Origin of the sequence: Nonomuraea aurantiaca (assembly GCF_020215705.1) — a bacterium.
GTDB classification, from domain to species: domain Bacteria; phylum Actinomycetota; class Actinomycetes; order Streptosporangiales; family Streptosporangiaceae; genus Nonomuraea; species Nonomuraea aurantiaca.
Genome location: NZ_JAIWNB010000078.1, coordinates 1 through 9,230, shown reverse-complemented (window position 1 = coordinate 9,230; position 9,230 = coordinate 1). Strand labels below are relative to the sequence as shown.

Annotated in this window: 7 protein-coding genes and 1 pseudogene; 1 reads left to right on the top strand and 7 read right to left on the bottom strand. The window is 66.7% G+C overall.

Annotated features, from left to right (window positions below; genetic code table 11):
* Positions 1–572: 572 nt before the first annotated feature.
* A pseudogene (locus LDL49_RS55815) lies at positions 573–938 on the top strand (transposase); the annotation flags it as partial.
* 26 nt (positions 939–964) lie between these two features.
* Here the strand turns inward: LDL49_RS55815 and LDL49_RS55810 are convergent.
* From LDL49_RS55810 to LDL49_RS55780, 7 genes are all read right to left on the bottom strand, one after another.
* Positions 965–1,507: a peptidase inhibitor family I36 protein gene (locus LDL49_RS55810; RefSeq protein ID WP_225303083.1), complete on the bottom strand. Its 543-nt coding sequence runs from the start codon at positions 1,505–1,507 to the stop codon at positions 965–967.
* A gap of 13 nt (positions 1,508–1,520) precedes the next feature.
* Positions 1,521–1,826, bottom strand: a complete 306-nt coding sequence (locus LDL49_RS55805) for a hypothetical protein (RefSeq protein ID WP_225303082.1) — start codon at positions 1,824–1,826, stop codon at positions 1,521–1,523.
* Positions 1,827–2,178: 352 nt separating this feature from the next.
* Positions 2,179–2,892: a recombinase family protein gene (locus tag LDL49_RS55800; protein ID WP_225303081.1), complete on the bottom strand. Its 714-nt coding sequence runs from the start codon at positions 2,890–2,892 to the stop codon at positions 2,179–2,181.
* Positions 2,889–3,161, bottom strand: coding sequence for a hypothetical protein (locus tag LDL49_RS55795; protein ID WP_225303080.1), 273 nt, complete (start codon positions 3,159–3,161; stop codon positions 2,889–2,891). The genes LDL49_RS55800 and LDL49_RS55795 overlap by 4 nt, the downstream gene beginning before the upstream one ends.
* 402 nt (positions 3,162–3,563) lie before the next feature.
* On the bottom strand, positions 3,564–4,724 hold the full coding sequence (locus LDL49_RS55790; protein ID WP_225303079.1) for a WD40 repeat domain-containing protein: 1,161 nt from the start codon (positions 4,722–4,724) through the stop codon (positions 3,564–3,566).
* A gap of 308 nt (positions 4,725–5,032) precedes the next feature.
* A complete protein-coding gene (locus tag LDL49_RS55785; RefSeq protein WP_225303078.1) occupies positions 5,033–5,893 on the bottom strand; it encodes a DUF1963 domain-containing protein in 861 nt (286 codons plus the stop codon).
* 49 nt (positions 5,894–5,942) lie between these two features.
* Positions 5,943–8,942 (bottom strand): Tn3 family transposase, encoded by a 3,000-nt coding sequence (locus tag LDL49_RS55780; protein ID WP_225303077.1) that lies wholly within the window; start codon positions 8,940–8,942, stop codon positions 5,943–5,945.
* Between the last annotated feature and the right edge of the window lie 288 nt (positions 8,943–9,230).

Genomic DNA, 9,230 nt, shown 5'->3' with positions numbered 1-9,230 from the left:
GCAAGATCAAATTCTTGAAACGGCTCATGTTCGGCCGCGCCAACTACGACCTCCTCAGAAAGATGGCACTGCTGAACTGAGCTGAGATCACCGACCGTGACCGCTCCCCAGCAAATGCACCAGACCCATCAAGCCATCAAAGTCACACCCCTATCAGGTCAGCATTGACTGCGGCTCCAACAGCCCTGATGTAGGTCGAACAGTCTGGACAGGCACCTGGCGGCAATCCGACCATTGGAAGTAAAAGCGCAGCAGTCATGGGAGGAACCAGCTCGGTACGGCGGCTAGAAACAGGAGACTCTGGAATGCACCTGAAACCGTCGCTGATGTTGCTCGGCTCCGCACTTCTTACCACCCTTGCGATCGGACTCCCCGCAACGTCGCAGGCCACCTCGACCACTCCCAGCGTTAAGCGGCATTCAATACCTGCAACCAGCTGCTCGCTCAGCGTGGCATGGACAGGTCGGCACGATCCGCCCAATGGGACCTAGCGGAGTTAGACGCGGCCGGCCGCTGGACTGGTCCAAGGCGGTGATCGACAGCTCGCACGTCCAGGCGCTCAAGGGCGGCCCAAAACGGGGCCGAGCCCGGTCGACCGCGCCAAGCCGGGCTCGAAACACCACGTCATCGCCGACGACAACGGCATCCCGCTGGCGTTATCGCTGACCGGCGGCAACCGCAACGACGTCACCCAGCTGATGCTCTTGATCAAGGCGATCCCGCCGGTGCGCGGCCGGCCACGCACCGGCGGGATCGCCCGGCGCGGCACTCCGCACGGGTCCGCCTTGGGCGTTCATCGCTGGGTAATCGAACGCACCATCGCGCTCCTGCACTGGTTCCGTCGCCTGCGCATCCGCTGGGAGATCCGCGACGACATCCACGAAGCGTTCATGACCCTCGCCGCCGCGATCACCTGCTGGCGACGCCTTGTCCGATAGGTCCTTTGTTAGGACCTCTTATCCGATCAGCCGTAGATGTGATTCATCACGTCATTCTGGTCGCCGCTCAGGTTCTGCGATGTGCCACCGGGGTCGATACGGATCGTGCAGATGCATCCGCCGTCCTTGTCGGTGGTGTCCCTAAGTTCCGCCCACTCACCGAAGCCCTGGTTGTTCCGCCAGGAGGACACATGCCTGTCGAAGCCGTAGAGGTACAGGTCGTGCCAATAGTCATCGTTGAACTGCAGGCGCCGTCCCTCGCCGTTGGCATGCTCGTACAGGCACACCCAGGCATAGTCGCAGCTCCAGGCTGTCGCCTCTACATCGGAGGGCGCCGTGCCTCTCACGGCGGCATTGGCGTCGGCGGTCGTGTCGTAGCAGCGGACATCGCTCTTGGAGTAGACAACACACGACTCGGCTTCGCCCCACCCGTCTTTGGTGAGGTTGATGGTCTTTCCCTTATAGGAGGCCATCACGTGACCCGGCTCCGCCGCGAACGCTGTACCTGGGACGACCAGGACCGCCAGCAGCATCGCAATGCAGCCGGAAAGCTTACGACCGTAACTCAAGTGTCCACTCATTTCAGGATTCGGATGTCTGAATCATGATCCGGTTCGCCCGTCGGACCCGCAACCTACAAACGCGCCAAGTTGCAACGCCCTCCTGCCATGATCCAGACAGGCGGCCGTCGATCAGCAGCGTCGGTGAGCCGTGCATCTGCCAGCGGGCCGCCTGCTCGGAGTCGGTCACCGTACGGCGCATGATTATGACGTCCCCAGCGGCGCCGATCTCGGTCAGTGCCTGGGCCGGCCGCCGCTCCATGATCGAGGCGTTCGATTCAGCGCTGCCGCGATGTGCTGGGCAGTGCTCGTGGCGGGCCTCCTTCACGCTCTGGGCGCCCCAGGCAACGCATCGGCGCACATGGTCGCATTGGCGCCGTCGCCACCAGTACACCGCAAGATCAGTCACTTGCCGGTTGCAGCGGGAGAACTGTACGTGACCATGCCTCGAGTACGGCCTCACCTTGTAGCGGACGAGCGTTGATCTGGGAGTGTTCGGCCGGAGACAGACGCGGCTCGCGGCCCAACAGATCGGCCAGGACGTCGATCCCCTCGGCGGAGAACCGGCGAAGACGGCGTCGCTCCGTCGGCGGACGGCAGTGCCCACTGGGAGGTGCCACTACCAGGGGCGCCGTTAACCAGCGTGGCACCAGCCGCCAAATAGGCCCTGAGCTGGGATATCAGCTACCTGCTTCCAATTCGGCGCGCGCCGTTGGCGGTTCGACGGCAGCGCGGCTTGTCGCGAGATCGGGAACGTACTTGTAGATCGTGGAACGGCTGACGCCGAGCAGCCGCGCGATCGAGGAGACGGTGTTCTCCGGCCGGGTGAGCAGGTCTCGAGCGTGGCGGATCTGCTCGGGCGTCATCGCCGGTGGGCGTCCCAGGCGCTGGCCGCGGGCGCGGGCGGCGGCCAGGCCCTCGTGCGTGCCCTCCACGATGAGCTCGCGGATGAACTCCGCCAACGCGGCGAAGACGTGGAAGACGAGCCGCCCGCCGGGGGTGGTGGTGTCCAGCGCCTCGTGTAGTGAGCGGAAGCCGACACCGCGCTTGCGCAGGCCGGCCACGATTGAGATGAGGTCCTGCAGGGAGCGGCCCAGCCGATCCAACGAGGGCACCACGAGGGTGTCGCCGGGCCGCAGGTAGTCCAGCGCCTTCCACAGCTCCTCGCGCTCAGCGTTCTTGCCGGACTTCTTGTCGGCGAAGATGCGGATACAGCCCGCCGTGGTGAGGGCGGCCATCTGGCGGTCCAGGAGTTGGCCGCGGGTGGAGACGCGGGCGTAGCCGACGAGCGCTCCCGAGGGGCCCGCGGGTTCGGCCGCCAGCGGGTCCTCACCGAGAGATCCCTCCAGCAGCGAACCTTCGGGAAGCGCGAGGTTCTTGGCCGTGGTGTTCACCACGAGCCACCGCCGGGGGCCAGCATGGTGACGGTCACCGTGAGCGGCTTGTCGGAGGAGGTCTGGCTGCCGCGACCGAAGGCGGCGTGGGTGACCATCCATCGGCCGACGCACCCCTGGCAGAACCGGCGAGGTGGGCGGCCCGGCGTCCACGACGGTGGTTCCAGCGCCTCCTCCATGATCTCGAAGTCGGCGTCCATCTCACGGCACAAGATGCAGTCGTTCCGGGCGTGGGGATAGGGCAGCACGGGCTCGGCGAGGGGCTCCATGACCCGAAAGTGTAGAGAAAGGGTGCTGACGTACTTGCTGAACACTCAGATTTCTCAACACGTTTTTCAACAGATCGCGGAGGCGGGTAGGGGCGGTCCGGGGCCCGTTCGGCTGCAGTGTTGAGAATCGTTCGATTCTCAACACTCTGCGGAGGGACGGTGACCCTGCCGGTTCAGGGGCGGCCGCGCGCCCAGATCGCTGGGCCGGTCGCGCTCCCACTCGTAGGGCTCAAGGTGGCGTTGCGCCGCTCCCAAATGACCACCATCCGCAATCGTGATCTCACTCCGCTACCTGGCGGTTAGGGACATGTTCGGGAGCGGGAGGCTGAAACGCAGACGTGAGTTGTGATCAATAGGGCGCCGCGCTGAGCTTGCGGAGCCGGGCGACCGCTTAGCCCCTGATCACCAGGCTGCGTGCGGCGAGTCGCCTTCACCCGGACGCTCGTTGACTGTGATCGGCACCGAGGTGACCGTGCCGTCGGCGAGGGCAACCCGGTAGGCGCGCCATTTATGCACGTACAGGAGGTGTTCGCCGGTCCCGTCGACGCTGAAGCGCAAGCCCAGCGGGGCGTCGGGTGGCAGCTCCGGCCGGGTCAGAGGCTGCTCCGGCCCGCCCGTTACGGGGACGCGTTCGACGGTGTGCCCAGAGGCGTAGATCAGCGCACTGCCGTCAGGGGTGTGGGCCAGCGACTCGAACGGCATGGCGCCCGTGGTGTTCTTGATGATCCGGGACGCGGCGGCGTCCGGGCCGGTGCCCAGGCGGGCGAGGTCGAGCACGGAGATGGCCCGGCCGCCCAGCACAGAGGCGAGCGAGCGGCCGTCCGGGGCCCAGGACAGGCCGCTGACGATCGAATGCGTCAACGTCTTCCAGTCCCGGCGCCGGCCGGTGGCGACGTCGAGCAGGGAGATCTTGGCGCCGCCACCGATGAGCGGTGTGGAGTAGGCCAGGCGGGTGCCGTCGGCGCTGAGCGCGAGGTCGTAGACGCTGGTCAGGTTGTCGGGGTCGGTCTGGGTGATGGCCACCGGCTTCCCGGGCCGCCCGTCGTCGCCGAGGCGTACCAGGAAGAAGCGAATCTCCGGATTCTTCGGCTCGGTCCAGCCGGCTATGGCGAACGTGCGGTTGTCCCGGGCGGCGGCGACTCGGTGCCAAGAGCTTTCGATGCCGGGCGGCAGCGGGACGTTCGCGATGAACGCCCCGGACTCGGCGTTGTGCACGGCGGGCGGCACCGGCGTGAAGACAGCGGTCTTGGACCTGCCGGGGAAATGGGCGAGCGGAGCGCGCGCGGAGACGAAGAACCGGGGCGAGCCTGTCCCAGCTAGGGGTGTTCCGGTCGCCCTCGGGTCGGCCAAGGAGGTCGCCAGCGGGAACGCGTGCCGTACCGGCCCCGAGGACACCATGGGCGAGGGCGGCGGCGGGACCATCGTGAGCGACGGCAATGGCGGGGACGCCGAGGGCTGGGACGCGCTGATGAGCGACACCCGGCCGACGGCCGGATCGGCGCATCCGGCCGCCAGGACGGCCAGAGCTAAGCCCGCCAGCGCGGTAGACGTACGGAACGACATGCAAAGATCATCATATAGAAACGGCCTTCTTGACCAGCACCGCACATGATTAACGTTAGTTGCGGACCGTGAGGAATCACAGCGCCGTACGGATGGAGGCGGCCAGTTTCGCTACCGCCAGACTCCGAGCATCGCGGGGCAGACGCTCAGGCGACGCTCGATGGTCGCGCCACGCGAGGTGTGGGTGCCCTCCCAGCAGGAGAAACCTCGTTTATGACCTCGTCCTGGCTTAGGTTTGCTGAGTGGTCTATCTGGTCACCGCGTATGCATCAAGTCATCCGCCGACGGGGCAGGCCCGTTCGTCACTGTCAGTGCCAGCGTCCCCGGGCGTCGAAATGAACCTTGGAGAAGTCGCGCGCGGCCAGGTGGTCTTTTCGGATGCCCCACAGCAGGTACGCGCGACTGCCTGTCATCTCCGCTGCGCTGGCCCCGGCCACTTGCAGCAGCGTGACCCACTGGCGTGCCTCTTCGTAGAAGGCTGGATCACCATGCCAGCCGGCGCCGGCGGCACGCGCCGCCACAGCCTCGATCGAGTCCTGGAGCGCGTCGGAGTCGGAGTATCCGCCCACCTGATGCTGCGGCCCAGACGCCCCAGCGGCCCTGTAGTCCTCGAGTTCCATTTCGAAGCTCTCGCCGGCCTCTTCGTCCACTATGTGGTCCCATACCGCCTCATGCGCTTCGTCGATGCTGCCGAAGACGTCCGCTAGCGCGGGATGATTGCGACCCGGCCAGGTCGGTTCGGTGGCTGCTGCCAGCGCCTGCTCGGCGTGCATTTCGGCACGGTCGTCGGGTACGGCCCGCTCGGCGACCGCGGTCCCCGACGGCACGTAGATCACCTGTGTCTCGTGTTCAGGCCGGGTGGAGAGGAAGAACAGCAGTGTACCGGTGTCCGGCAGCACGATGTCGACTTCGTAGCGCGTCAGTGCCTCACAGTCGAGCTCAGCCACGAACGACAGCGGCCAACCGTCTGTGCCTGACGGCCACGGCGTACCGGACGGCAGTCTTGCGACACCCCCGAGCCGCCCGACCACGATCTCTCCGTCCTCGGCGGCCGACAACCTGATCGCCGGCCGCAACATTCCGATGAGCCGCTCCGCCGTCTCGACAGGCAACTCCTCCCGCGCGAACTCAGCGAAGTCACTCTTCCAGTCCATCACGCCGACCATCATGCTCCGCTGGTACGACACAACCGTCCCGCCGCAAGCGTCAGCTCGGACCTTAGCCAGCATCCAGCGCGCCGAGGGTGCCGATGCTCAGCCGGGCGTTCAGGTCGAGGCGGACCTCGCCGTAGGGGCGCACATGCAACCAGAACAGCGGGGTCAGGCCGCGCCGGTCGACCGGGGTGAGCAGTGCGGCCCACTCGGGTTCGGCGAGCACGTCCTGCAGCATCAGAGTGTTGACGTAGACCAGGGCGGCCTGCAGGATGCGCAGGCACAGCGCCGTCATCTCGACCTCTTCTCGCCGGTTGGTGGAGATCTCGCCGCCGCGGCCGTAGCAGATCACCGCGTTGGCGCGGTTCCACGCCTCCACCACGTTCAGCCCTTCCTCGATCTCCCGCTGCAGATCGCGATCGCGTAGGTACCGGGCCACGAAGGTGGTGCGCGCCGCCCGGCCGATCTCCAGCATCGCCTGGTAGGCCGGGTGCGAGGCAGTGCGGGTGAAGCGCGACAAGATGGCCTCGGTGGAGGCGGTGCGGGTGCGGATCGCGGTGGCGTACTTGATGACCTGGTCGTAGTTCTTGGCGATGATGTCCCAGCGGATCGGCCGGGTCATCGCCGGCGCCAGGTTCGCATAGCGGGCCATGTCACCGTGGTCGGCCTGGTGGAGCTTGACCCGGTTGATCTGCTTGATGCGCGGCAGCAAGTCCACGTTGAGGAGTCGCGTCACCCCGAATCCAGGTTCCGACTCCCCGTGCGAGTCCACGTAGTTGCCCTCGACCCTCATGGTGGTGCCGTGCCGGATGGCGCCCTCCACCATCGCGGCGACCTCGGAGGCCGACGCCTTGAGCGTCTGGGAGTGCACGACCACCGACCCGCGCTCCACGTGCCAGTACACCAAAACTCCCCGGCCGCCGTAGCGGGAGTGCCACTCGGTGAACAGGTTCTGATCCCAGGCCCGGAAATGGGTGGAGTCGGAGGCCACCGCAGTCGAGCCCTGCCCCCACAGGCCGGCGTCGCGGGCGGCGAAGGTGGCGTTGGCGATCTCGACCGCGATGGTGCGGGCTACCTCCGGGGTCAGGTAGCGGCGGCGCACGTAGCGCAGGTCCTCCTCGCTGTGGTCGTGCGCACCGGAGATCACCTGCCGAATGCCACAGTTGGTGCCGTAGGCGTAGATGACCAGCATGAGCCGTTCCGCGAGCACCTCCGGGCTCATGTGGCCGGTGCCGGTCGCCGCGGCCACCCTGGCCAGGCAACCGGTGCGCAGGATCGCCTCCTTGAGAATGTCAATCAGCGGGACCGCGCTCCACCGTCTGGCCACCTCGTTCTTGATCCGGCGCAGGTTGCGCGGCTCGGGCGCGGCCTCGATCGGGCTCAGCTTGATCGCCCCGGCCTTGCGGTCGCTGATCTCCACCCAGTCCAGAGAGGGCAGCGCGTCGTTGAGGTCGGCCAGGGCGGTGGTCATCTCCTCGCGAAGGGTGTCGCAGAATTCGGCGGGGTCCAGGGGTTTGCGCAGCTCGCGGTAGTGCTCGGCGCGGCGTGACTCGTAGTCGGCGGGCAGGTCCTCATCCGGGTTGCGCCACCGGTCGGCGCCGACGACCCAGATCTCCTTGCAGCGCAGCTGCTCGCGCAGCGTCTGGAAGGTGGCCACCTCGTACACCATGCGCGCGACCCGTCGGCGGCCGCGGGTGTCGGTCCGGTAGACCAGGTCGGCCCAGTCCTTGAGGGTGCCCTTGTGCTCGGGGGCGCTCTCGCCGAGCGGGTAGTAGGTAGTGTTGCCGGCCTTGGCGTAGCGCTTGACCAGCTTGAGCGCGTCGATGACGGGCTGGTGGGCGGTGTTGTTGGAACGGAATTCCAGCACCTCCAGCAGCTCGATCAGGCCGCGCCGGTAGTGGTTGGTGTAGGAGGCCTTCAGCGTGGTCTGCACGGTGCGCCGGTAGACCGGGCCCTTGGTCTTGAACTCGTGCACCAGCTCGCGCAGCGTCTGCTCGCCGCCGCGGACGGCGGGGAAGACCACGTCGCGCACCGTGCCGTCCGGCTTGGTCAGCGAGGCGTCGGCGATGGTGAACAGGAGGTTCTCCTTGCCCGACACCCGTTTGAAGGCGTTGATGAGTTCCTCGGTGACCTTGCGTTCGGCCCGGGCACCGACCCGGTGGATGGTGGCGATCAGCAGGTCGACCAGGTTGTCGGTGACCTCGCGCTCCCGCTCGACCAGCAGCGCGGCTAGCAAGGTGACGGTCGCGTCCGGCGTATTGCGGGCCCGCCGGCGCAGATGTGAGGGCGACTCCACCGCAGCGCGGAACCGCCATCCGGCCAGCACCTTGGGCGCCACGTCAGCGAACAGCGCTGTTGGCAACCCGATGGCGCGAATCGCGTTCAGCTTGCGGATCTCGGTCAGCATCGAGTCCAGGCTGACATTGCCCGGCATCGCCTTGATCAAGGCCAGGACCGAGCCCTCGTCCTCCTGGTCGTCCTCGACCTCTTCCTCCTGCTGGGCCTCATCAGCAGCCTCGCTGGCGTCGCCTTCGGCGGCGATCAGGGCCAGCACGCGGGCCGTCGTCTCAGCGTCCAGCCGGGCCGCGATCTTGGCGAACCAGGTTTCTTCGGCGTTGTGCAGCGCCGACCGCACGATCCTGGTGATGCGCCCAGGCGCGGGCGGCTCGATCCGCTCGGTCCGGCACTGCTTGAGCAGCTCCTCGCGAACCCGGTCCGGCTGCCGCTCAGCGTGCGCGACGTTTCCCGCCAGCCAGTCGGTCAACTTGTCGGCGTCGGCGACCGAGCACTCCCGAAAACCCAGGTGGTTGCGAATCTCGCTGCGGTGCCGCTCGATCGTCCGGCCCGACCACTCATAGAGGCCCATGCTGCCGGGGGACGTCTTGGTCTGGCGGGCGACGTAGTCGACCACCTCGTCGGGGAAGTCGCCCCGGCCACGAGGGAAACGCCCGTGCTGGGTGTAGTACTTCAGCAGCAACGCGAACGGCAGCCGGGTGTTCTCGTGCTTGGCGTTGACCAGGTCGGCCTCGTCGCTGAGCACTGTCCAGTGGTCGACCAGTTCATCCATGCCTAACGGCGGACGCTCCATGTCTATGGATCCGCCCGAAGCGGCAGGTCATTACAGCAGGTCAGTTAAGGGGCCGCCCACATTTGGCGGTTGGTGACACGTCCGTTAACGGCACCCCAACAAGACGCCAAATACCGCCGGGTAACTCACGCCATCAAGCCGGGTCTGGTGCATTTGCTGGGGAGCGGTCACGGTCGGTGATCTCAGCTCAGTTCAGCAGTGCCATCTTTCTGAGGAGGTCGTAGTTGGCGCGGCCGAACATGAGCCGTTTCAAGAATTTGATCTTGC